The following is a 22,712-nucleotide window of genomic DNA, read 5'->3' on the forward strand; positions in this document are numbered from 1 at the left end:
GTGACGTGGTCACAGCCACAGGTAGAGCCCCGACAGCAGCGCCCACATCCCCACGCAGTACAGCTCGAACGCGGCGCGCAGCGGGATCGGCGCATGGCGCAGTTCCATGAAGTCCAGCCCGACCAGCCGAACCTTGACCGCGGCGATGGCCAGCACCACCACCCCCACCATCGAACCGGTGCCGTGCTCGGCCCCGACAGCCCACGACACGATCGTCGCGGCGACCAGGATCAGCCAGGTGACCCCGGCGCGGTTGCTCAGCAGCTTCAGCGCAGTCATTCAGCTCACCAGGTACAGCAGCGCGAACAGGACGATCCACAACAGGTCGACCAGGTGCCAGAAGCAGGCCGCACCTTCGACCAGCGCGGTACGGGTGACGCCGAGCTCGGCCCGCCGGGTCTGGGTGGCCATGAAGGCCAGTGCGCCGAGCCCCAGGCAGACATGGAACAGGTGCAGCCCGGTGAGGATGAAGTAATAGAGATAGAAGTGGTTGGCGCCGGGGCCGTGACCGGCGCCGGCAAGCGAGACGTATTCGAACGCCTTCAGCGCAATGAAGACCAGGCCGCACCCCATGGCCGCGACGACGGCGCGGGTGGCGAGGGTCCGCGCACCGGTGCGCGTCGCTGCCAGCGCGAGCACGACGAACAGCGAACTGGTCAGCAGCACCAGCGTGTTCAGCACGCCCACACCGAGGTGCAAGGTGGTGCGCGCGGCGTCGAACACGTCGGGTTCTTTCGCCCGCTCGACCAGGAAGGTGACGAAGAACGCGCCGAAGACGAGCATGTCGCCGAACAGGAACACCCAGGTGCCGCTCTCCCCGGGGATCCGGCGGGCCTGCCCAGGCGGCGCCGCCGTGGCGGTCTTGCCGGTCACGCCGGTGCCAGCGCTGCCTGCTCGGCTTTGATCGACTTCAGCATCACCGCCGTGGTGGAGAACAGCCAGATCACCAGCACCAGGCCGGGGATGTAGAAGGCGAACACGCCGTTCCAGGCCAGCGGACCGTCGTTGAACACCACGACGACGCAGCCGGGCAGCGACAGGATGGCGACCCACAGGTTGAGGTAGCCGTACCAGCGCGGGAAGGTCGGCGGGTCACCCTGGTCGACGAACGCGGCGATCGCCAGCGTGACGTTCTGGACGATGATGGTGCCGACGATGCCGATGAACCAGAGCCAGAAGACGTCGTTGAGCGCCTGGGTCAGTTCGGCCGAGCGCTGTTCGGGGCGGTAGGCGGCCACTCCCAGGAAGAACTGCGGGAAGATCAACGCCGGGACGAACACCGTCGCGGCCATCAGCTGGGTCATCGACAGCATGCCGAAGCCGCCCTCGGCGCGGCGGATGCGCAGCACGATCGTCGCCAGGAACGGCAGCGCCAGCGCAGCGGAGAGCAGCGCGCCGGACACCCCGAAGCGCACCCAGAGCTTGTGGTCGGTGAAGAACGCGGCGATCTCGTCGGCCGAGGACACCGGCGACAGGGGTGGGAACAGCTGCGCGATGCCGGAGAAGCTGGTGCCGTAGAGAAGGATCATGATCGTGCCGGCCCACGCGCCGATTCGCTGCAGTGTCAGCTCCACGGCTGGCAGGCTACCGCCGCCGCTCCAAGTTTTGACACTTTTGCCATAACTCGGGATCGGCCGTTGCGGGCGCAACGCGTCGGCCGGGTAAGCTCCCAGCGGTCATGCCCTCGTAGCTCAGGGGATAGAGCACGGCTCTCCTAAAGCCGGTGTCGCAGGTTCGAATCCTGCCGGGGGCACTCGTTCATCCCAGCCACTACGCCATTCCCTCAGAGGTCACCCCGGACTACCGTCAGGTGTTCATGGACATCCTGCGCACCCCCGAATCCCGGTTCGCGAACCTGCCGGGCTACCCGTTCGCGCCGCACTACGTCGACGTCTCGGCAGCCGACACGACGCCGGTGCGGATGCACTACGTCGACGAAGGACCGCGCGACGGTGAGCCGGTCGTGCTGCTGCACGGCGAGCCGACGTGGAGTTACCTGTACCGGACGATGATCCCGCCGCTGGTCGCCGCCGGCTACCGGGTGTTGGCACCCGATCTGATCGGGTTCGGCCGCTCCGACAAACCGACCCGCTTCGAGGACTACACCTATCTGCGGCACGTGCAGTGGGTGTCGTCGTGGATCGAGACGCTGGATCTGACGGGAATCACCGCGTTCGTCCAGGACTGGGGCTCTCTGATCGGCCTGCGCATCGCCGGCGAGCAGGGCCAGCGGTTCTCCCGCCTCGTCGTCGGCAACGGTTTCCTGCCGATCGCCGACCGCCCCACCCCGCCGGCGTTCCAGGTCTGGCGCGCCTTCGCCAAGTACTCCCCCATTCTCCCGGCGGGGCGGTTGGTCGCGGTCGGGACCACCAGCAAGGTGCCCGCACCCGTGCGCGCCGCCTACGACGCACCGTTCCCCGACAAGCGCTACCAGGCCGGAGCGCGGGCGTTCCCCCAGCTGGTGCCGACCTCACCGGACAATCCGGCCATCCCCGCCAACCGGGCCGCGTGGGAGGCGCTCGGTCGCTGGGACAAGCCGTTCCTGGCCCTGTTCGGCAGCAAGGACCCCATCCTCGGTCGCGCCGATGCGCCGCTCATCCGGCACATTCCCGGTGCGGCCGGTCAGCCCCACGCGCGGCTGCACGGCTCCCACTTCGTGCAGGAGGACTGCGGGTCCGAGCTGGCCGATCGGATGATCTCGTGGATGATGACCAAGACGTCATGACTATGTGATCCAGCTCACAGCGGGCGTACGCTGAAGGCATCTCTTCAGAAGAAAGGAGATGCCATGAAAGGCGCGCATCGCGACCCGGTGGACCACGCCCGCACCACGCAACCGCACGCCGGTGAGTCCTTCATCGACACGCTCTGGCTTCCCGGACTGATCCTCATCGGGATCGGCACCGTGCTGATCGCCGGCACCGTCGCCGCCACCGCATACGGCGAACGCGACGTGTCCATCGTGCTCGGTCTGATCGCCGGCGCACTGGTCACCGCCGGCGCCATCGCGATCACACTGGAACACCGGCGCGTCAAGCGGGTCGAGCGCCAGTGGCTGGCCGAACATCCCGAGCCTCACCGACACCTGCAGGCCAGTTAGTCAGCCGAGTTCCAGAACGCCGTCAGCGCCGCGTTGAACGCGGCGGGGTTTTCCCAGTGCGGAAAATGCGTGCCACCGCTGAGGCCCTCGACCCGCGCGAAACGCGAGCCCGTGATCCGGTCTCGGATCCACTGTTGCGAGGCGATCGGCACGTTGACCGAGTCACCGGCGACGACCAATGTCGCCAGGTCTATCCGCGGAATGAGCGCGCGCCAGTCGTGCGTCGCGACATCGAAGATGAGGTCGGCGGCGTACCGCCGCTCGAACATCGCGACCTGATCGGACAGCCAGGCCAGCCGCTGGGCTGACACCCCGGGCGATGTCGTCTCGGCGAGGAAGCCGCTGCGCGGGTCGGGCCCCTCACCCCGAAGGAGGTCGGTGAAGGCGAACAGCGCGGCAGCGTCCATCGTGGCGCCGGCCTCGGCTGCCTGTGCATCGTTCCACGCGGGATTGCGCAGCGCGCAGGGCATCTGGTCGACGAACACCACAGAGCGCAGTCGATGGGTCCCGAACAGTTCCAGGTAGGACCAGATCACCGCGGCACCCATGGAGTGTCCCACCAGCCGAACGTCGTCGAGGTTGTGCGTGCTCAGCACCGCAGCGAGATCGGCTGCGAGGCGATGCAGGTGGTAGCCGGCCGGCGGGGTGGACGATCGGCCGTGGCCGCGATGATCGATCGCCACCACCCGCCGCGACAGCGACAGCTCGGCCAGCTGAGCCGAGAACGTCTGCGCGGTCAGCGACCACCCGGGCAGTAGAACCACGGCTGGGCCGGAACCGGCCTCCAGGTGGTGCAGCCGCACACCGTCACCGGTGATCGTCCACCCGGAGAGCGGACCGCTCATCGCAGTGATTCCAGAACGAACAGAGCCAGAAAACCAACGAAGAACAGTGCGGCCATCCACGGCCGGTCCGGCGTCTCGTGAGCCTCGACGAGCAATTCCTCGACCACCAACCACAGCAACGCAGCGGCGGCGAACGCCAGCACCAGAGTCAATACCGCGGCACTCGCGTCGGTGAGCACTGCTGCGCCGATGAGCGCGCCTACACCGACGATCAGACTGAGCCCGGCGGTGATCTCAGCGGCCACGAAGCGACTCATCCCACCGCGGGTCAACTGCAACGCCACCGCCAAGCCCAAAAACAGCACCTCGGCGGTCAGTGCCACGGTGATGACCGTCGCGGTATCGCGGTTGACGGCAGCACTGGCTCCCACCAGCAGGCCGTCGATCGCCAGGTCGACGCCGACGACGACCAGAAAGCCGACCGGCACGCCCGAGGACTGGTCACCATGTCCCTCGAAACGACTCATCAGCAGAAGGAGAAGGACGGCTGCGCTGAATCCGACGACGATCAGCCACAGCGGCCCTTGGTCACGCAGCTCCGGCAGCACTTCGCCGGCTACCGCAGCCAGGACGATGCCGGCCGCCAGATGCTGCACGCCGCTGACCATCGCGGTCGACGGTGGGCGCCACACCGCGACGGCGCCCCCGACGGCACCCGCCAGCACCGGGAACACGACCAGCGAGGCCGCGGTTGTCACTGCACCGATGTCAGCCTCCTCTCACCGCCGACTCCTCATGAAGTGTGCGCTGGATCTACCGGCTTCGGCTCAGTTGTGGTGGAGGCGGTTACGTGCCCCGGGTCCGGATGACCTGCTCGGCGATCTCGGTCAGCTTGGTGTTGCCGTCCTGGGAGAGTCGGCGCAGCATGTCGAACGCTGCGACGTCGTCGATGTTGTAGCGCTCCATGATGATGCCCTTGGCCTGACCGATCCGGTCCCGCGTCGACAGCGCCGACTCCAGCTGTTCGCTCTGTCTACTGGCGATGATCGCCGCGGCGGCATGGGCGGCGAGAACCGCACCGATCGTCTCGGCCTCGGCGTCGAACGCGCCGGGCTCGAGCGCGAACAGGTTCAGGGCGCCCGCCGTCTGCGAGCTGGTGTACAGCTTGAACGACAACGCGCTGCGCACTCCCAGCGCTGCGGCCGCCGCCGAGTACATCGGCCAGCGTCGCTCGGTGCGCAGGTCGTCGCTGCGCACGATCAGCTCGTCGACCGCGGCCTCCACGCAAGGGCCTTCGCTGTATCTCATCTGCAGTTCGTCGAGCCGCTGCGGCAGCTCCGAGGTGACCCCGACCGATCGGAAACGACCGCCTTTGCCGATCAACAGGACTCCCGCGGCGTCGACCCCGGCGATCAGGTCCTTGGCCTCGGCGCTGACTTCGGTCAGCACCTCATCGACGCTGCGCGGCCCCGCGACGGTTCGGGCCAACTCGGCCATCCGCTGAGCCAGCTCGTGCTGGTTGGCATCAGTCATGAAAAACATTCCCTCCGGTGAGCAAGGTACACGGAGTCGGGTTTGCCGGAGGCCGCCGCGGGCAATGCACGGTCGAGGCAGAGGGGGCGGTCGACCGTTGCTTCTGCTCAGGTTCCGTCGGTTCAGACACGCAGCCGACGGAGCCGCCTCCTTTTAGTCACTCTGTTAGTTGTAGTACTGTTCGGCTGTGGCGTGGCCGGATGTCTGGGTGCTCGGCGGGTATCAGAGCGATTTCGCGCGCAACGTCCACCGTGAGGGGTGCGACTTCTCCGATCTGACGGACGAGATCTTGCACGGCACACTCGAGTCCGCCGCCATGGACGCGCAGGACGTCGAAACCGTGCACGTCGCAAACGCCTTCGGGGAGATGTTCGCCGGTCAGGGCCATCTCGGCGCCATGCCCGCCAGCGTCGACGACGGGCTGTGGGGCACGCCGGCGTCGTGCCACGAGGCGGCCTGCGCCTCAGGCAGCGTCGCGACCCTGGCGGCACTGAGCGAGTTGCGCTCGGGCGCCTGCCGGACCGCTCTGGTCATCGGGATCGAACTGGAGAAGACCGTCCCCGGTGACGTCGCGACGACGATTTTGGGCGCGGCGGCATGGACCGGTCACGAAGGCGACGACGCCAAGTACATGTGGCCGCACATGTTCGATCGGGTGGCCGCCGAGTACGACCGCCGCTACGGACTCGACGAGGCGCACCTGCGGTCGATCGCGTCGCTGAACCTGGCCAACGCACGCGCCAACCCCCGCGCCCAGACCCGGGACTGGTCGGTTCCCGACCCCCTCACCGATGACGACGTGATCAACCCCGTGGTCGAGGGGCGGTTGCGACGCTTCGACTGCAGCCAGATCACCGACGGCGGCGCCGGTGTCGTGCTGGTCACCGACGACTGGCTGCGGACCCACCCCAGCGCCCGTCCGCTGGCCAGGATCGCCGGGTGGGGCCACCGCACCGTCGGTCTCGGCCTGCAGCAGAAGCTGGACCGCTCGCGCGAGGACCCCTACGTCCTCCCCCACGTGCGGGCCACGGTGCTCGACGCGTTCGACCGTGCCCACGTCACCCTCGACGACGTCGACGGCTTCGAGGTACACGACTGCTTCACTCCCAGCGAGTACATGGCGATCGACCACATCGGGTTGACCGGTCCCGGTGAGTCGTGGAAGGCCATCGAAAACGGCGAGATCGAGCGTGGCGGGCGGCTCCCGATCAACCCCAGTGGCGGTCTGATCGGCGGCGGGCATCCCGTCGGCGCATCGGGAATCCGGATGCTGCTCGACGCCACGCGACAGGTCAGCGGTACCGCCGGCGACTACCAGGTCGACGGTGCTGCGACGTTCGCGACCCTGAACTTCGGCGGCAGCACCTCCACCACCGTCAGCTTCGTCGTCAGGAGTGCGCCGTGACCCACGCCGAGATCGTCGGCAAGTTCCTGTCCACGCTGCCCGAGGACGACGACCATCCCTACCGCACCGGTCCGTGGCGGCCTCAGACGTGCGAGTGGGATTCCGACGACCTCACCGTGATCGCCGGAGAACTGCCGGCCGACCTCGACGGCGTGTATCTACGCAACACTGAGAACCCGCTGCACCCGGCGCTGAAGAACTACCACCCGTTCGACGGCGACGGCATGCTGCACATCGTGGGCTTTCGGGACGGGAAGGCGTTCTACCGCAACAGGTTCGTGCGCACCGACGGCTTCGACGCGGAGAACCGGGCCGGCGGGCCCCTGTGGCCGGGTATCGCCGAACCCGTCGAACTGGCCCGCGTCGACTACGGCTGGGGTGCAAGAACATTGATGAAGGATGCGTCGTCCACCGACGTGGTGGTGCACCGCGGGGTGGCGCTGACAAGCCACTATCAGTGCGGCGACCTGTACCGCACCGATCCCTGCACCGGCGCCGCGCTCGGCAAGGAGGCCTGGCAGGGTGGGTTTCCCTCGGACTGGGGGGTTTCGGCGCATCCCAAAGTCGATGAGCGCACCGGCGAGTTGCTGTACTTCAGCTACAGCAAGCAGGCGCCCTATCTGCGGTACGGGGTGGTCAGCGGTGACGGTGACGTCGTGCACCGCACCGATGTTCCGCTGCCCGGGCCGCGGTTGCCCCACGACATGGCCTTCACCGACAATTACGTGATCTTCAACGACTTCCCGCTGTTCTGGGATCCCGCGTTGCTCGAGCACAACATGCACCTCCCCCGTTTCCATCGCGACATCCCCTCCCGGTTCGCGGTGCTTCCCCGGCGCGGTGACACCTCCCAGATCCGCTGGTTCGAGGCCGACCCCACGTACGTCCTGCACTTCCCCAACGCGTTCGAAGACGGCGACGAGATCGTGCTCGACGGCTTCTACCAGGGTGATCCGGAGCCTGCCGACGACGGCGCAGGAACCAAGTGGCAGCGCGCCTTTCGTTTCCTGGCGCTCGACCGCATGCAGGCGCGGCTGCATCGCTGGCGCTTCAACCTCAGAACCGGTGCGGTACGCGAAGAACAGCTGACCGACACGATCTCCGAATTCGGGATGATCAACCCCGTCCATGCCGGCCGCCCCTACCGCTACGCCTACGCCGCCACCGCGATACCCGGGTGGTTTCTGTTCGACGGCCTGGTCCGCCACGACCTGCAGACCGGAGCGGAGGAGGCGTTCACCTTCGGTGACGGCGTCTACGGCAGTGAGACGGCGATGGCGCCCCGCCCCGGCGGCAATGCCGAGGACGACGGATACCTGGTGACCCTGACGACCGACATGACCGCGGACGCATCGTTCTGCCTGGTCTTCGACGCCGCCCGGGTGGGTGACGGGCCGGTGTGCACGATCGCGCTGCCCGAACGTATCTCGAGCGGCACCCACTCGACGTGGGTGGCCGGCGCCGAGCTGCGACGGTGGCGCGACACCGACACCGCGGCTGCCGCGATCGGACTCTGATTGCCCGACCAGCCCAATGCGGTCGCGAAGATGCTGGGCGTCCTCGGCGACGAGTGGACGCTGTTGATCGCCCAACAGGCCCTGCTCGGCGGCCGCCGCTACGCCGAGTTCGCCGGGGCCTTGCCGATCTCGAGTGCGGTGCTGACCTCACGGCTGAAGTCGATGGTCGGCGACGATCTGCTGATCCGACGTGAGTATCAGACCCGCCCGTCGCGCTCGGAGTACCTGACCACGGCTCGCAGCCGCGCGCTGTGGCCGATGCTCACCTCGGTCTGGGCGTGGGAGCGTGCCTGGGTTCCCGACCACGCCCAGCCGCTACCGTCCATGCGGCACAGTCTGTGCCGGAGCAGCTTCGCACCGCGAGTGGCCTGCCGGGCCTGCGGTGAGGCCGTCGTCCACGGCGAGGTCAGCGCTCGGTGGGGGCCGACCGGATCGTGGCAGCGGTCGATCCCCGCGTCGGCCAACCGCCGCCGGTCACCTCATCGGCGGTCGAGCGCGGGCGTGCTCTTCCCGCAGACCATGAGCGTAATCGGCGACCGGTGGGCCTTCGCTCTGCTGGTGGCGGCCTTCGTCGGTGTCAGCCGGTTCACCGACTTCCAGCAGCAGCTCGGCACGCCGCCGGGCACCATCGCAGCGCGGTTGTCGACGTTCACCGCAGAAGAGATTCTGGCCCGCCACGACGACGGTTACGCCCTGACGGAGAAGGGCCGAGCGTTCTTCCCGGTGTTGGTGTGCGCGCTGCACTGGGCGCAGAACGTCTTCGGCGATGCGCAGGGCCCCGCGGTCGTGCTGACCCACAACAGGTGTGGCCGGAGATTCGTTCCGGTGCTGGAATGCGACCGGTGCGGCGAACGTCTGCGCGGTCCGCACATCATCCCCGTGGCCGGGTGACAAGCATCGGAAACTGCCGGCTTCAACCGCTGGCACTCTCGGACTGAGAGTGCTAATCTCGCTGGTGCACAGTGATTTGGCTGCCCGCCGGGGTGGCGGGCTCTGACGTGACATAGGAGGTGGATTGCTGTGCTTCGCTTTGATCCGTTCAGTGACCTTGACGCTCTGACCCGGGGCTTGCTGACCAGCCAGACCGGATCGAATCGCTCCCCCCGGTTCATGCCCATGGACCTCTGCAAGATCGACGACCACTACGTCCTGACCGCCGACCTGCCCGGTGTCGACCCCGGCTCGGTGGACGTCAATGTCGACAACGGCACGTTGACGATCTCCGCGCACCGCACCGCCAGGTCTGACGAGTCCGCGCAGTGGCTGGCCAACGAGAGGTTCTTCGGCACCTACCGGCGCCAACTCTCCCTGGGTGACGGCGTCGACTCCGCGGCGATCTCGGCGACCTACGAGAACGGCGTGCTCACGGTGACGATTCCGGTGGCCGAGAAGGCCAAACCGCGCAAGGTCGAGGTCAGCCACTCCGGCAATCAGAAGTCCATCCAACCGACGACCGTCGAATCCGAGTAACCGGCCCGGTCAGCCGTTGCGGTCCAGCCGGAAGAGCAGGTTGGACCGCACGGCCGGCCATTCGATGTCCAGGATCGAATAGACCATCGTGTCGCGGCGCGATCCGTCGGGCAGCAGCTGGTGGCTACGCAGCACGCCGTCCAGTTTGGCGCCCAACCGCTCGATGGCGGCACGGCTGGCCGCGTTGAAGAAATGGGTCCGGAATTCGACCGCGACACAACCCAATTCGTCGAACGCATGTCCCAGCATCAACAGCTTGGTCTCGGCGTTGACACCGGTCCGGCGCGCCGGCGAGACGTACCAGGTGTGACCGATCTCGAGGCGGCGGTTCGGCCCGTCGACATTCAGGTAACTCGACGAACCGATCAACGTGCCGCCCTTGTCGCGCACCACGAACGTCAGCCCGGTCGCCGGACTCTGCACCGTCAGCCGCGCATCGACCCATTGCGCGGACGAGCCGGCCTTGGGCGCGCCGGTGAACCACAGTCCGCCCAACTCGCCGTCGGCAGCCACTGCGTCGATCTCCGGAAGATGCTCACGGCCAAGCGGTTCCAGACTCACCCAGCGCTGCCCGGTCAGTTCCACCGGCTCGACCAGCATCGTCACGAGGCTCCGCGCACGGACGAGGGCGTCGACCGCCAGACCGCCAGCATCGTCCACACCGACAGCACCGCGGCGACCACGGCCACCGACCCGGCGACATAGAGTCCGTAGGCGGCCGACACCGGCGGATAGACGTAGAGCCGGTAGTACCAGACCGCTAGGACCACGATCGCCACCGAAATGGTCAGCGCACCAGTGGAAGCCATTCGTGCTGAGATCCCGCGAGCCGCCATCGCCCCGGCAACGACCAGCGCCGCCGCCAGCAGGACGATCAGCTGACCGACGCCGAAGCCCGGCGGGGGCACCGGCATGACGCCGGCCACACCGCCGATGCCGTTGGCGCGTCCGCCGCCCGCGGCCGACGACCGCAGCCACGGCAACCATGCGCTGACGGCGACCACCAGCGCACACAGCGCGACCAGCCAACCCGGATACGCGCGAACCATGGGCAAAGACTACTAGGGTGAACCGATGAGCGATCTCCCCGAATGGGCGCGTCGGCTGGACCTTTCCCCGCACCCCGAGGGCGGCTGGTTCCGTGAGACCTGGCGCAGCGATCTGAGGATTCCGCAATCGGTGCTCCCGCCCGACTACACCGGTCCCCGCAACGCCGGAACCGCGATCCTGTTCCTGCTCATGCCCGGCCAACAGTCCGCCTGGCACACCGTTCGCAGCGCCGAGCTGTGGCTGTATCACTCCGGGGGTCCGCTACTGCTCGAGGTCGGCGCCGAGCAGCACGACGCGACGACGCACGTGCTGGGGGCCGACATCATGGCCGGTGAGAGCCCGCAGTACGTCGTGCCGCCCGGATATTGGCAGCGCGCCGTGCCACGCGGCGACGAGCCCTGCCTGGTCAGCTGCGTCGTCGTGCCCGGGTTCGATTTCGCCGACTTCGTCCTGGGCGCGTCTACCGACTGAGCAGCTCGACCGCGGCGGACACCAGCGCAGCGTTGTCCTGGGCGGTGGATCCGTCGGGCAGCCGCAGGGTGTCCTCCATACCGATGCGGGTCTGCACTCCCCTCACTCCCGCGTGTTCGAGCAGTGGCCAACAACTTTCGTCGAGGCCATGCAGCAGAACCGGCGCCGGTGAGCCCGCCGCGCCCACCAGTGAGATCAGTTCGTCCGCCGTCGCCACGTCACCGTCGGGGCCCAGCTCGATCATCACCCGCATGCAGTGCGGGGCGATGTCCGACGCGGCCCACGACTCGGCGGCCTCGGCATGGAAGATGCCCACCTCGACACCCAGACCCCGGCCGAGGATGACCTCGGCGAGCTCGGGTGACCCGGGCTCGTGCCAGTTCAACGACGTGAAGTCGGGCAGCACGGTCCAGCTCTCGACGGCACGCAGCCGCTGCTGGGCGTCGGGCAACGCCCAATACCCGGTCGTCACCCCCAGCGGCAGCCCCGGAGCGGCATGGCGCACCGCGGACACCGCCGCATCCACCTCAGCAGCCATCAGCGAGTCCACCCCGTCGGCGTTCTTGGGATGCATGTGCACCGCCAGCGCCCCCGCCCGGTGTGCCGCCACCGCTTCGGAGGCGAGCTGCTCGGGCGTGACGGGCAGGTGCGGATGCTGGTCCGGAGTGCGGGCACCGTTGATGCACGCCTTGACATAGATCTTGGGACTGGCCATCTCCCCATCTTCACCTCTACCCGCCGTCGCGCGCAGCGTGCCGGGCACGCTCTGGTAGCGATCGAGCGCCAAACACACGTTGTGGCCACCGAGGCCGAACGGATTGCGAGTCCGACGGCCTGGCCGTCGGACTCGTCGTTCCAGGTGAGCGTCATGATGGGGGTGGGGACGTTCCGATACCGTGGCACGATGCCGACGACGCCTCCAGACCCGGTCCTGCAGGAGATGCGCGACGAGCACGCGCTGCGCAAATTGGTGCACGGATACTGCCGCGCCGTGGACCGTGGCGACAACGAGGCGCTGCGCGGGATGTACCACCCCGACGCGGTGGACGGGCACGGGGCTTTCTCGACGGGTTCGGTCGACGACTTCCTGGGCAGGCTCGCCGCGTCCCGTAAGCATCTGCGGTCGATGCAGCATCACATCACGACCGTGAACTTCGCGATCGACGGCGATCGCGCGGAGGGGGAGATCTACAGCATCGCCACCCACACTTTCGCCGCGAAACACGGTGAGACCGAGGTCATCGTCGGTGGGCGGTACCTCGACAAGTACCAGAAGCGCGACGGCACCTGGAGATTCCTCGAGCGGACCATCGTCACCGATTGGGCCCACGTGCACGACCCGTCGTCGGTGGACCTCGGTCACCCGATGGTCAGGGATTCTCTCAAAGGCAGTCTCGGCCCGGATGATCCGTCGTTCGCGTTGTTCTCGCTGCTGGGCGGCCGTGTGTGAGGTTCGCGTGGGCCGCCGTGACGTAGATCTCGGATCTACCCACCTTCACCTCTACCCGCCGTCGCGCAGCGTGCCAACTAGTAGCGACCGAACGCCAAACACACGTTGTGGCCACCGAAGCCGAACGAATTGCTCAGCGCATAGCGGTAGTTGCCCGGGCGCGGCGAACCGGCGACGACGTCCAGGTGCACGTCGGGGTCGAGGTTCTTCAGGTTGCGTGTCGCCGGCACCACCCCATGCCGCAGCGCCTGCAGCGTCAGCACCGCCTCCACCGCGCCCACCGCGCCTACGGAATGCCCGAGAGCGGCCTTGGGCGCGAACACTGCCGGGCGGTGCTCGCCCATCGCGTTGTTGATCGCCACCGACTCGGCCACGTCGCCGACCGTGGTGCCCGTGGCGTGGGCGTTGACGTGGTCGATGTCGCTGGGCTGCAGACCCGCCAGCTGCATCGCCCGGGTCATCGCGAACCCGGCCCGTCTGCCGTTGGGATCGGGGGCCACCATGTGGAACCCGTCGGAGGTGACACTGGCGCCCATCAGCCGCCCCAGTATCCGGGCGCCGCGAGCACGGGCGTGCTCCTCGGTTTCGATGACCAGCAGGGCGCCGCCCTCACCGAACACGAAACCGTCGCGGTCCCGGTCGAATGGCCGGCAGGCACCTGCGGGATCCTCGTTGTTGCGCGACAGCACGATCCGCATCTTGGCGAATCCGGCGATCGACACTGCTTCGATTCGCGACTCCACTCCGCCGCAGATCGCGACGTCGGCCTCACCGAGCACGATCTGGCGCCAGGCCGCCGCGATGCCCTCCGATCCCGACGCGCACGCCGACACCGGCGTGAAGACCCCGGCGCCCGCGTGCCGTTCCACCGCGACCGCGGTGGAGGCGCCGCTGGGCACATACATCGGCACCGTGTCGGGCGCCACCGCCTCGACACCGCCGGCGCGCAGGTCGTCGTAGGCGAACACGAGGCGCTCGACCCCGCCGGCACCGGTGCCGATCGACACCGCCAGCCGGCGGGTGTCGACATCGGGTTCGCCGGCGTCGCGCCACACCCTTCGCGACAGCACCATGGCCATCCGTTGCACGTAGGACAGGTGTTCGACCTCGTGCTCGGTCAACTGGTCGTCGAACGTCTCCAACAGATGTCCGCCGATCCGAACGGGCAGGTCATAGCGCGTGATGGACTCGTCCTCGAGCAGCCGGATCCCGCTTCGGCCGTCCAGCAGCGCCTGCCAGGTCGTGTCGACGTCGGTGCCCAGCGCGGTCGTCATCGCGACGCCGGTGACCACGACGTCGGGCAGCTTCCGTTGTGTCGCACTCGTCATCGCCATCTCACCCCCTGCCTATCTTGGCGCAGGGGCTACCCGCTACGTCAAGCCTTACTCATCCGTCAACGAACGACCGCAGCCGTCGAACCGGTGACCTGATCCGTCAAACGGGCGACCTCAGCAGCCTCGAGCAGCCACGAGCGACCTCAGCCGTCGACGAGCAGCCTCGGGCATGAGCAGGTCGCGTCACCGGTCGGCGAGCGATGTCAGGTTGAACCCGGCGCCGGTCGGATCGGCCACGGCCGCCAACCGCCCGTACGGGGTGTCCTCCGCGGCGCGCACAACGCTGCCACCCCGCTCGACGATCAGGTCGACGGTCTTGTCGACGTCGTCGGTGGCGAGGAACACCGACCACGTCGATGTGGTCTGCTCGGGCAGCACCGATCCATCCATCACACCCAGCAGCGCCTCACCGTCGAACAGGGCGGTGCTGTAGCGGAATTCGTCGGTGTCGGAGACGGTCTCGGTCTGCCACCCGAACACGTCGCAATAGAACTGCAGCGCCGCGCCGTAGTCACGGGTCGTGAGCTGGTGGTAGGCGGGCGCACCGGCTTCCCCGACCACCTCGAAGCCGCGGTGCCCACCGGGTTGCCACAGCCCGACCACCGCACCGGCGGGATCGACGAACACCGACATCCAGCCCTTGTCCTTGATCTCCATCGGCTCAGCGCCGCCCTCGGCGCACAGCACCGCGCCGGCCGCCGCGGCTTGCGTGAGGGTGGCCCGGATATCGGCGGTGTGCAGGTAGACGGTCCAGCCGTCCGGCATGTCCCACTGCGGATCGTTGGCCATCATCCCGGCGACCGGCCGGCCATCGCACAGGGCGTTGAGGTAGCCGTGGTATCCGGGACCGTAGGACTCGAACGTCCAGCCGAAAACGGCGCCGTAGAACTCCTGCGCGGCGTCGAGGTCGGAGGTGGTGAGGTCGATCCAGATGGGTGCGCCGAGCGGGGCGGTTTCGCGGACGGGCATGACAGCTCCTCGAAAGTCAGGGATCACGACACCCGTGCTGACCGTCGCCGACCGGAAGACTCATCGACCCGTCGCGGCATCGCGGCGCCCCCGGTCGCGGATTTCCGCCCGGGGCCGCCGCGATCGTGGGCTACGCCGGCGCGTAACCCAGCGTGGCCTTGGTCTCCAGGTACTCGTCGAACCCGAAGCTGCTCCACTCGCGGCCGTTACCGCTGCGCTTGTAGCCACCGAACGGGGCGTTCAGGTCGAAGCCGTGGTTGATCGCGACCGAACCGGCACGGATGCGCCGCGCCACCGCCCGGGCCGCGTCCAGATCAGCGCCCGAGACGTAGCCGGCCAGGCCGTACTCCGTGTCGTTGGCGATCTCGAGGGCCTGGTCGAGATCGTCGTAGCCGAGGATGCACAGCACCGGCCCGAAGATCTCCTCGCGCGCGATCGTCATGTCGTTGGTGACATCGGCGAACACCGTCGGTTTGACGTAGTAGCCCGTCTGCAGACCCTCCGGCCGGCCGGTGCCTCCGGCCACGACCGTGGCGCCGTCGTCGATGCCCTTCTGGAGCAACCCCTGGATCTTCTCGAACTGCGCCTGCGACGCCACGGGACCGATGGCCTTCTTGTCGGAGGGGTCACCGACCTTCACACCCTCGATGACGGTGCGGGCGATCTCCTTGGCCTCGTCCATCCGCGAGTTGGGCACCAGCATCCGCGAGGGCGCGTTGCAGCTCTGTCCGCTGTTGAGCATCATCGTGGTGACCCCGGCGGTCACGCTGTCGGCGAACGCGTCGTCGTCGAGCACGATGTTGGGACTCTTGCCGCCCAGCTCCTGCGTGACCCGTTTGACGGTGGGCGCCGCGTTGCGGGCGACCTCCACCCCGGCTCGAGTTGATCCGGTGAACGACACCATGTCGACGTCGGGGTGGCTGGACAGCGCCACGCCCACACCCGGCCCGTCGCCGTAGACCAGGTTGTAGACCCCGGCGGGAACGCCTGCAGCGTCGACGATCTCGGTGAAGATCTGCGCCGAGTACGGGGCGACCTCCGACGGCTTGAGCACCATCGTGCACCCGGTCGCCAACGCCGGGAACACCTTGCACGCGATCTGGTTGATCGGCCAGTTCCACGGCGTGATCAGCCCACACACGCCGATCGGCTCCTTGACCACGAGGGTGTTGCCGAGCTGCTCTTCGAACGAGAAGTTCTTCAGGACGTCGATGGCGGTCATGAGGTGACCGGCTCCCATCGCCACCTGAGGTCCGGCCGCCAGCGACGGCGGAGCGCCCATCTCCTCGCTCACCGCGTCTGCGAGGTCGCCCGACCGTTTCTGGTACTCGGCCTGGATCGCCTGCAGCACATCGAGGCGCTCCTCGCGGGTGGTCTGCGACCAGGAGGCGAACGCCCTGCGGGCCGCCTGCACCGCGACGTCGACGTCGGCGGCCGATCCGATCGCGATGACGCCGGAGACCTGCTCGGTGGTGGGGTTGTCGACCTCGAGGGTGTTGGGCCTCACCGGGTCGACCCAGGTGCCGTCGATGTAGAACTTCAGGTATTCGCGCATGACTCCACTCTCCCTCAGTCGGAACCGTTACTGGGTGCCTTCTGCATACCAGGTCCGGAAGCGGTCGTATTTGGGCATCTCTTCGGAGTTCGCCTTCGGGTCGATGCAGACGTGCACGACGGCCGGCTTGCCGCTGGCGTAGGCCCGTTGGATGGCCGGACCGATCTCGTCTTCCTTCTCGACGTATTCACCGTGGCAGCCGAAGCCCTCACCGATCTTGTCCATCCGGACGTCTTTGCTCCAGTGCACACCGGGCTGCGGTGACGGTTGCTCGAAGGTGCGTTTGTACACGCCCACCTCCAGCCCCCACTGATGGTCCACCCCCACCACGCACACCAGCGGAATGTTCTCCCGCACCGCCGTTTCCAGCTCCGCGACATGGAACAGGAACGCCGAGTCGCTGGTGAGCAACATGACCGGCCTGCTGCGCCCCTCGGCCACCGACGCGCCGACCGCGTAGGGCAGGCCGGTTCCGAGGTGACCGAAGTTCTGATTCCAGATCACGTCGCGGGGCTTGGTCTGCGAGTAGGTCCACTGGAAGATCACCGTGGCGCCGCCGTCGCGCACCATGATGCCGTCCTCGGCGAACTCGTCGAACGCCTTGGTGGCCTCCACGACGAAGCGCGCCGGGTGTACCGGCGTGCGTCCGCTCGGCGCCTCGTCGGCGACCCGCGCGAGCTCCGCGTCGTTCGCCTTGATCAACGTGTCGAGGCTGTCGGACGGAGAACGCGGGCTGTCCTTCAAGGCCTCGACGAGCTGGGGGACGACGCCGCGCAGGTCACCCACCAGCGGGACGTCGATCCGGCGGTTGACACCGATGGCCGTCGGGTCCTGCTCGACGAGCACCCATCTGCGATTCGCGTCGTTGTCTGCCCAATGCTGGGTGCGCCCGTAGTGCATGGGTTCACCGAGTTCGGTACCCAACGCGACACACAGATCGGACTCCTCCACCGCCTGGTTGGCCGCCGGCGAGAACAGATAGGGGAAGGTGCGGTCCTGCAGGCCGGGGATGAACGACGTTCCGCCCGAGGTCTGGACGACCGGGCAGGCCATCAACTCGGCCAGTTCCTTGACCTGTTGCTGGGTGCGCGAGGTGTGCACGCCGTGCCCGACCAGCAGCACGGGGCTCTTGGCCGCGCGGATCAGCTCCACCGCCTCGGCCACCTCGCGGGCACCCGCGCCCTGGTTCACCAGCCGGTAGGCCGAGGGCTCGGGTGCGTCCCCGACACTGAGTTCTTCGAGGATCACGTGCGAGGGGAACTCCACATACGACGGGCCGGGGGTTCCGGACATCGACCGGCGAATCGCCTCGTGGATGATCTCATCGGTCTGGTCGGCGTACTCGATGGAGCTGCTGTACTTGACCGACGGCGCGAACAGGCCTTCCTGCTGCACGAACTGGATCCGGCCGCGGCGGACCCGGCGTTCGGTGACGCGGGCCCGCTGCCCGCCGAGGAAGATCACCGGCGAGTTCTCCACCAACGCGCACATCATGGCCCCGGCGATGTTGGCCACCCCCGGCCCCAGCGTCCCGATGCACAGACCGGGCCTGCCCGTCATCCGGGAGGCCGCCTCGGCCATGAACCCGGCACTGAGCTCGTGGTGCGGCGCGACCACGGACCAGCCACGCGCGTGCGCCTCGGAGAACATGTGCACGAAGTTCGGGTCCGGGATGCCGAACAACGTGTTCACGCCCTCGGCCTCGAACAGGTCGAGAATGCGTTGGTAGACAGGTACACCCATCGTCATTTCCTTTTCATCGGGTCGAGTAGCGCTGAGCGAGCTTCTTGCGGTGCGCGGCAGGGGAACCGAACAGTGAACGGTTCAGAACGGCGCGTTTGAGGTAGGCGTGGATGCCGCTTTCCCAGGTGTAGCCGATGCCGCCGTGCAGCTGCATCGCTTTGCCGGCGACGGCGACGGCCGTCGACGTGGCATGCGCCTTGGCCATGGCCGCCGCGATCTCGGTGTCTCCACCGGCGGCCACCAGGTCCACCGCGTCGGCGACGAGCCGGCGGGACACCTCGATGTCGACGAGCATGTCGGCACAGGCGTGTTTGACGGCCTGGAACGAGCCGATCGGGCGGCCGAACTGATGGCGCACCCGCACGTAATCGACCGTGGCGGTGAGCATCTGCTCGGCGACGCCGACGCTGTCGCAGGCGATCGCGACGGCGGCGCGGTCCAGCAGCGCGGCGACCCCCCGATCGTTGGACAAGTCCAGCACGGTGTCCACCGGCGCGGCGTCGGCGGTGACGGTGGCCAGGTGGCGCGTCTCGTCGAGCACCGGTTGCCCCGCGACGGTCAGCCCCCCGCTGGGCACGACGGCCAGGCAGGTACCGGTGGCGCTGCCGGTGACGACGAGCAGGTGGTCGGCGCCGACGGCATCCGGGACGAACTCGGCGTGTCCGGACAGTCGGCTCCCGTCCAGCGCGAACTCGCCGAAGGCCAGCGCCATCCGGAGCTCGCCACGGGTCACCCGCCCGAGCAGAGCCTCGGCGTCGGGTCCTGTGGTGGCTGCCAACGCACCGACCGTCAGCACCCCGTTGCCCAGGTAGCCCGTGGCCCCGGCGGCGCGGCCGATCTGGTCGAGCAGAATCGCGGTTTCGGCGAAGGAGGCCCCGGCGCCGCCGAGGTCTTCGGGTACCTCGATGCCGACCCATCCGGCGTCGACCAGCTCCTGCCACCCCGGTTCGCGGTCCTTGGCCAGCAGGTCCCCGGCCACGGCGCGCAGCTCGTCATGGAATTCGGTGAAGTCGTCAGCCATCACGCCACACTCGGCTCCCGCGGCAACCCCAGACCGCGTTCGGCGATGATGCTGCGCTGGATTTCACTGGCCCCACCCGGAATCGTCCACTCCCACGAACCGACGAAATCCAGCACCCAGGAACCCGATTCCCAGCCACTGGACATCGGCTTGGTCAACGCGGTGTGCGCCTGCGGACCGCTGATCTCGGCGGCGAAATCGGTGAGGCGCTGCAGCAGCTCGCTGTAGTACAGCTTGACGATCGACGCGTCAGCCGGTCCACCGGCGACGCCTTCGACGACGCGCCGGCACATCCCGCGCAGACCCGTGATCTCGATCTCGAACTGCGCCAGCCGGTCTGCGACGACCGGGTCGTCGACGGGGGCGGTCTCCACCAGCCGCCGGAACCCGGCATGGGCGAGACGCTCGGCCAGTTCCAGCATCGTCATCCCCCGCTCGGCGCCCAGTGTCGCCTGCGCGACCTGCCAGCCGGCGTTCTCGGCGCCGATCAGGTTGTCGGCGGGGATCACGACGTCGTCGAGGAAGATCTCGCAGAAGTGGGAGTCGCCGACCGCGTTGCGGATGGGCCGCACGTCGACGCCAGGTGTCGACATGTCCATCAGGAAGTACGAGATCCCCTTCCGCTTGGCGGCGTCGGGGTCGGTGCGGGCCAGCAGCAGGCACCAGTCGGCGTGCCGAGCGCCGCTGGCCCAGAGCTTCTGGCCGTTGACGACGAAGCTGTCGCCGGTTCGGCGTGCGGTGGTGCGCAACGACGCGAGGTCGGAGCCGGCGTCGGGCTCGGAGAAGCCCTGGACCCAGATCTCCCCGTCGAGGATCGCCGGTAGATGCCGCCGACGCTGCTCCTCGGTGCCCGCCACCAGCAGCGTCGACGCCGCGTGGTGGATGCCGACGAACGCCAGCACCAGCCGCGGCGCGTCGTGGGCCGCCAATTCCTGGTAGAGCACCACCTGGTCCTCCACCGACATCACCGGATCGGCTCCTCGGGTGGCCGGCCCGCCGGCCCACTCCGCCGGCCAGTGCGGCACCGCATAGCCGGCACTGTGGAGTTCGGTGAACCAGGCCTTCTGAAACCGGACGAATTCTGCGTCGTCGACCCCGGATTGGGTCGAGCGCCAGTCACGCGGGATGTGGTCGCGGCACCATTGCCGGACCTCGCGCCGAAACCGGGCCTGTTGCGGTGAATCCCACGGATTGTTCGGCGTTTCTTCACCTTCGGCTGTGTTCATGCGAACAACCCCGCCAATCCTCGGCGGTCGGCGACATTCGTCAGCTCCTGACGCGTCGCCGAGAGCCCGAACGGCAGTCGCCGCAGCGGTTGGCTGTGCCGCGACAGCCAGGACAGCGTGGTCTCGTCGCAGAAGCCGACCGCGCCGTGCAGCTGGTGGCACACCCGGAACACGACGTCGGCGGCTTCGATCGCCGCCAGCCGAAGCGCCAGCGCGTCCGCGACGGCGTCGGGACGGCCCCCGACGGCGCTCCACAGCGCGTGCTTGGCCAGGATGTCCAGGCCGCTGCGCTCCACCTCGGCGTCGGTGAGCTGGAACTGCACCCCCTGGAACGACGCCAGCGGCTGGCCGAACTGCTTGCGCAGCGTGACGTGAGCGACGGTCAGTTCGATCGCGCGGTCGAGCATCCCCAGCAACGTCCAGCACGGCAACGTCAGCGCGAGGCCTACGTCGCCGGAGCCCGCGTCGTCGACCGACGACAGCTGCAGCTCGGTGACGAAGCCCGGCTGGATGTCACCGTGCCGGCTCACCATGGCCCGATGTCCGGCCACGTCGACCGTCGCCCACCGCAGATCGAGCCCGGCCACCGCGGCGGCGGGGCGTTCACCGCCGACGACGATCAGGCCGTCGGCGTCGAGGTCGGTCGGTGCGGCCAGGCGTTCGGCCAGCGGGTACGGCACGGCCCAGTATCCGGCGGCGCGGCACAGTGCCGCGGCGGCCTCGACTCCGTCGGTATCCGAACGCGGATCGAGTTCCCACGCGCCCAGGCCGGCGAGCACGGGGCCCACCAGGGATTCCCGCGCGCTGGGAGCTTTCTCGGCCTGGAGGACGAGCTCGTCACCGCCGGCGGCGTCGAAGGCATGCCGAGCCTGCCGACCGTATTCCAGCGCGTCATCGCTGAGGTCGAGGATCATGTCCGGCCCGCCAACATCGCCCGGGACAACAGGATCCGCTGCATCTCGATGCTTCCCGACGACACGGTGGACGCCTGCGAGTAGCGCCAGTGGTCCTCGACTTCGCCGAGGAACCACCCCGCCCGGGCGTCGGTGCGGCGGACCTCGGCGGCGATGTCCATCAACACCTCGGCGCTGTCCTGGTCCAGCTTCGTCACCGCGATGCGGTAGGCGGCGGCATCACCCGGGGTGACCCGGCCGCTGTCCTGCAGCGCAACCACCCGATAGGCCAGCAGCCGGGCCCGGCGGCAGTGCATGAGCATCCGTATCCACCGTCCCCGCAGCTCGTCCGACAGCTCGTCCCACCGCTCACCCAGCACCGCGGGCGCGGCGGTCAGCAGCCGTTCGCAGCGCGCGTAGCGGGCGATGCCGACCCGTTCGAACGACATCACGTCCTGCACGATCGACCAGCCCGCATCGACGGTGCCGAGTACGTCGGCCCCGGTCACCCGCAGGTCGTCGAAGAACACCTCGTTGAGGTGATGCGGCCCCAGCATGGTGCCGACCGGGCGGACCGTGATCGCGGGATCGTCCATCGGGACGAGGAAGATCGTCAGACCCTGTTGCTTCTTGGTGGTGGCGCCTTCCCCGATGCGGGAGGTGCGGGCCAGCAGGAAACACCACTGCGCCATCGTCGCGTAGGACGTCCAGATCTTCTGACCGCTGACCAGCCAGCCGTCTCCGTCCGGGCGGGCGAAGGTGCGCAGCGACGCCAGATCCGAGCCGGCCTCGGGCTCGGAGAACCCCTGACACCAGATCACCTCGCCCGCGGCGATCGGCGGCAGATGCCTGCGCCGCTGCTCGGCGCTGCCGTGACGCATGATGATCGGCCCGACCCAGTTGACGCCCATGTACTGCGCGCCTCGCGGCTCGTGGGCCGCCCACATCTCTTCGCGCACGACGGTCTGCTCCCACACCGATGCGTCCCCGCCGCCGAACTCCTGCGGCCACGCCAGACACAGCAGGTGCCGCTCGGCCAGGGTGCGGCAGAAGCGTTGCGCCGTCTCGAGATCGGCGGGGTCGTGCGTGAAGGCGCCCAAGAAGTGTTCCGGCACCTGCTCGGCCACCAGCTCGCGCAGCTCGCGGCGCAGGTCGCCGGCGCGCTTCCCCATGTCGAAATCCATCGCGTT

Annotated in this window: 25 protein-coding genes and 1 tRNA gene; 9 read left to right on the forward strand and 17 right to left on the reverse strand. The window is 68.3% G+C overall.

Features of this window, described 5'->3' with window-relative positions; all coding sequences use genetic code 11:
- Positions 1-9 precede the first annotated feature (9 nt).
- From J3476_RS06670 to J3476_RS06680, 3 genes are read right to left on the reverse strand one after another with little or no spacing between them, the layout of a single operon-like run.
- Complete coding sequence (locus J3476_RS06670) at positions 10-279, reverse strand: cytochrome C oxidase subunit IV family protein (RefSeq protein WP_207065712.1); 270 nt, start codon at positions 277-279, stop codon at positions 10-12.
- On the reverse strand, positions 280-873 hold the full coding sequence (locus J3476_RS06675; RefSeq protein WP_207065713.1) for a cytochrome c oxidase subunit 3: 594 nt from the start codon (positions 871-873) through the stop codon (positions 280-282).
- Complete coding sequence (locus tag J3476_RS06680) at positions 870-1,529, reverse strand: hypothetical protein (protein WP_207065799.1); 660 nt, start codon at positions 1,527-1,529, stop codon at positions 870-872. The genes J3476_RS06675 and J3476_RS06680 overlap by 4 nt, the downstream gene beginning before the upstream one ends.
- Before the next feature lie 151 nt (positions 1,530-1,680).
- On the opposite strand from J3476_RS06680, the gene J3476_RS06685 reads away from it, so the two are divergent.
- The 3 genes from J3476_RS06685 (at position 1,681) to usfY (ending at position 3,100) form a co-directional block, all read left to right on the forward strand.
- A tRNA-Arg gene (locus J3476_RS06685) sits at positions 1,681-1,753 on the forward strand.
- Positions 1,754-1,816: 63 nt separating this feature from the next.
- Complete coding sequence (locus J3476_RS06690; RefSeq protein ID WP_207065800.1) at positions 1,817-2,725, forward strand: haloalkane dehalogenase; 909 nt, start codon at positions 1,817-1,819, stop codon at positions 2,723-2,725.
- A gap of 63 nt (positions 2,726-2,788) precedes the next feature.
- Positions 2,789-3,100: a protein UsfY gene (gene usfY, locus J3476_RS06695; RefSeq protein WP_207065714.1), complete on the forward strand. Its 312-nt coding sequence runs from the start codon at positions 2,789-2,791 to the stop codon at positions 3,098-3,100.
- Here the strand turns inward: usfY and J3476_RS06700 are convergent.
- The 3 genes from J3476_RS06700 to J3476_RS06710 form a co-directional block, all read right to left on the reverse strand.
- Positions 3,097-3,945 (reverse strand): alpha/beta fold hydrolase, encoded by an 849-nt coding sequence (locus tag J3476_RS06700; protein ID WP_207065715.1) that lies wholly within the window; start codon positions 3,943-3,945, stop codon positions 3,097-3,099. The two genes, usfY and J3476_RS06700, sit on opposite strands and share 4 nt — an antisense overlap.
- On the reverse strand, positions 3,942-4,652 hold the full coding sequence (locus J3476_RS06705) for a ZIP family metal transporter (protein WP_207065801.1): 711 nt from the start codon (positions 4,650-4,652) through the stop codon (positions 3,942-3,944). The genes J3476_RS06700 and J3476_RS06705 overlap by 4 nt, the downstream gene beginning before the upstream one ends.
- Before the next feature lie 79 nt (positions 4,653-4,731).
- Positions 4,732-5,418, reverse strand: a complete 687-nt coding sequence (locus J3476_RS06710) for a GAF and ANTAR domain-containing protein (protein ID WP_207065716.1) — start codon at positions 5,416-5,418, stop codon at positions 4,732-4,734.
- Positions 5,419-5,605: 187 nt separating this feature from the next.
- Between J3476_RS06710 and J3476_RS06715 the strand changes: the two genes are divergently transcribed.
- The 4 genes from J3476_RS06715 (at position 5,606) to J3476_RS06730 (ending at position 9,810) form a co-directional block, all read left to right on the forward strand.
- A complete protein-coding gene (locus J3476_RS06715) occupies positions 5,606-6,823 on the forward strand; it encodes an acetyl-CoA acetyltransferase (protein WP_207065717.1) in 1,218 nt (405 codons plus the stop codon).
- A complete protein-coding gene (locus tag J3476_RS06720; protein WP_286182683.1) occupies positions 6,820-8,340 on the forward strand; it encodes a carotenoid oxygenase family protein in 1,521 nt (506 codons plus the stop codon). The genes J3476_RS06715 and J3476_RS06720 overlap by 4 nt, the downstream gene beginning before the upstream one ends.
- Before the next feature lie 30 nt (positions 8,341-8,370).
- Positions 8,371-9,231: a winged helix-turn-helix transcriptional regulator gene (locus J3476_RS06725; RefSeq protein WP_207065803.1), complete on the forward strand. Its 861-nt coding sequence runs from the start codon at positions 8,371-8,373 to the stop codon at positions 9,229-9,231.
- Positions 9,232-9,360: 129 nt separating this feature from the next.
- Complete coding sequence (locus tag J3476_RS06730) at positions 9,361-9,810, forward strand: Hsp20/alpha crystallin family protein (protein ID WP_152518584.1); 450 nt, start codon at positions 9,361-9,363, stop codon at positions 9,808-9,810.
- A gap of 9 nt (positions 9,811-9,819) precedes the next feature.
- Here the strand turns inward: J3476_RS06730 and J3476_RS06735 are convergent, their stop codons facing one another.
- Both J3476_RS06735 and J3476_RS06740 read right to left on the reverse strand, forming a co-directional pair.
- Positions 9,820-10,416 carry a GNAT family N-acetyltransferase gene (locus tag J3476_RS06735; RefSeq protein WP_207065718.1) on the reverse strand — a complete coding sequence of 199 codons (597 nt, stop codon included), beginning with the start codon at positions 10,414-10,416 and terminating at the stop codon, positions 9,820-9,822.
- The gene (locus J3476_RS06740) at positions 10,413-10,859 is read right to left on the reverse strand and encodes a hypothetical protein (protein ID WP_207065719.1); all 447 of its coding nucleotides are present in this window, start codon (positions 10,857-10,859) and stop codon (positions 10,413-10,415) included. The genes J3476_RS06735 and J3476_RS06740 overlap by 4 nt, the downstream gene beginning before the upstream one ends.
- Positions 10,860-10,884: 25 nt before the next feature.
- On the opposite strand from J3476_RS06740, the gene J3476_RS06745 reads away from it, so the two are divergent.
- Complete coding sequence (locus J3476_RS06745) at positions 10,885-11,331, forward strand: cupin domain-containing protein (protein WP_207065720.1); 447 nt, start codon at positions 10,885-10,887, stop codon at positions 11,329-11,331.
- On the opposite strand, the gene J3476_RS06750 is transcribed toward J3476_RS06745, so the two are convergent.
- A complete protein-coding gene (locus J3476_RS06750; RefSeq protein WP_207065721.1) occupies positions 11,321-12,046 on the reverse strand; it encodes a 3-keto-5-aminohexanoate cleavage protein in 726 nt (241 codons plus the stop codon). The two genes, J3476_RS06745 and J3476_RS06750, sit on opposite strands and share 11 nt — an antisense overlap.
- Before the next feature lie 189 nt (positions 12,047-12,235).
- Between J3476_RS06750 and J3476_RS06755 the strand changes: the two genes are divergently transcribed.
- A complete protein-coding gene (locus J3476_RS06755; protein WP_207065722.1) occupies positions 12,236-12,781 on the forward strand; it encodes a nuclear transport factor 2 family protein in 546 nt (181 codons plus the stop codon).
- Positions 12,782-12,858: 77 nt separating this feature from the next.
- Here J3476_RS06755 and J3476_RS06760 read toward each other — a convergent pair whose 3' ends face one another.
- The 8 genes from J3476_RS06760 to J3476_RS06795 form a co-directional block, all read right to left on the reverse strand.
- Positions 12,859-14,115, reverse strand: a complete 1,257-nt coding sequence (locus J3476_RS06760) for a KasA/KasB family beta-ketoacyl-ACP synthase (RefSeq protein WP_373889036.1) — start codon at positions 14,113-14,115, stop codon at positions 12,859-12,861.
- 183 nt (positions 14,116-14,298) lie between these two features.
- A complete protein-coding gene (locus J3476_RS06765; protein ID WP_207065724.1) occupies positions 14,299-15,084 on the reverse strand; it encodes a VOC family protein in 786 nt (261 codons plus the stop codon).
- A gap of 130 nt (positions 15,085-15,214) precedes the next feature.
- The gene (locus J3476_RS06770; RefSeq protein ID WP_207065725.1) at positions 15,215-16,639 is read right to left on the reverse strand and encodes an aldehyde dehydrogenase family protein; all 1,425 of its coding nucleotides are present in this window, start codon (positions 16,637-16,639) and stop codon (positions 15,215-15,217) included.
- 27 nt (positions 16,640-16,666) lie between these two features.
- The gene (locus J3476_RS06775; RefSeq protein ID WP_207065726.1) at positions 16,667-18,382 is read right to left on the reverse strand and encodes a thiamine pyrophosphate-binding protein; all 1,716 of its coding nucleotides are present in this window, start codon (positions 18,380-18,382) and stop codon (positions 16,667-16,669) included.
- A gap of 13 nt (positions 18,383-18,395) precedes the next feature.
- Entirely contained in the window at positions 18,396-19,403 is a 1,008-nt protein-coding gene (locus J3476_RS06780; RefSeq protein ID WP_207065727.1) for an acyl-CoA dehydrogenase family protein, read from the reverse strand.
- Entirely contained in the window at positions 19,403-20,629 is a 1,227-nt protein-coding gene (locus J3476_RS06785) for an acyl-CoA dehydrogenase family protein (protein WP_207065728.1), read from the reverse strand. The genes J3476_RS06780 and J3476_RS06785 overlap by 1 nt, the downstream gene beginning before the upstream one ends.
- On the reverse strand, positions 20,626-21,543 hold the full coding sequence (locus tag J3476_RS06790) for an acyl-CoA dehydrogenase family protein (RefSeq protein WP_207065729.1): 918 nt from the start codon (positions 21,541-21,543) through the stop codon (positions 20,626-20,628). The genes J3476_RS06785 and J3476_RS06790 overlap by 4 nt, the downstream gene beginning before the upstream one ends.
- Entirely contained in the window at positions 21,540-22,706 is a 1,167-nt protein-coding gene (locus J3476_RS06795) for an acyl-CoA dehydrogenase family protein (RefSeq protein WP_207065730.1), read from the reverse strand. The genes J3476_RS06790 and J3476_RS06795 overlap by 4 nt, the downstream gene beginning before the upstream one ends.
- Positions 22,707-22,712 lie beyond the last annotated feature (6 nt).

It is taken from the genome of Mycobacterium sp. PO1, assembly GCF_017312405.1.
Lineage (GTDB): Bacteria > Actinomycetota > Actinomycetes > Mycobacteriales > Mycobacteriaceae > Mycobacterium.